Consider the following 329-nt stretch of genomic DNA (forward strand, 5'->3'; position numbering starts at 1 on the left):
TCTGGAAGTCATTAAACGGATCTGGCCTTCATAAGCCTCTTCTCTTTGCTGAGCCTTCTCTTCACTGACTTCCAGGGACTTCAAGTTGTTACCCACAACTCTCAGCTCTTCCTCAAGCTCCACAATTTTGTTTTCACCCGTCTCTGCACGCTCTTCAGCACGTTCCAAATCAGCTTCAACCATTGCCATCTTACGGGCAACCTCATCATATTTGCGATCAGCCTCCTCAGCCATCAACCTAGCCTCTTTAAGCTGATCTTCCAGGGCATCCATACGTTCTTCATCTGTTATGCTCCTATGCTCAAGCATCTTGCGCATACGTTCACTTT

1 protein-coding gene is annotated in these 329 nt (G+C 47.1%); it reads right to left on the reverse strand.

All coding sequences use genetic code 11. The features are described 5' to 3' along the window. Nucleotides 1–318, reverse strand: a 318-nt coding sequence (locus BB427_RS07250; RefSeq protein ID WP_254663598.1) for a tropomyosin, incomplete at its 3' end; no start/stop codon positions are given. Between the last annotated feature and the right edge of the window lie 11 nt (nt 319–329).

The organism is Pseudoalteromonas sp. BMB (genome assembly GCF_001709235.1).
Classification (GTDB): domain Bacteria; phylum Pseudomonadota; class Gammaproteobacteria; order Enterobacterales; family Alteromonadaceae; genus Pseudoalteromonas; species Pseudoalteromonas maricaloris.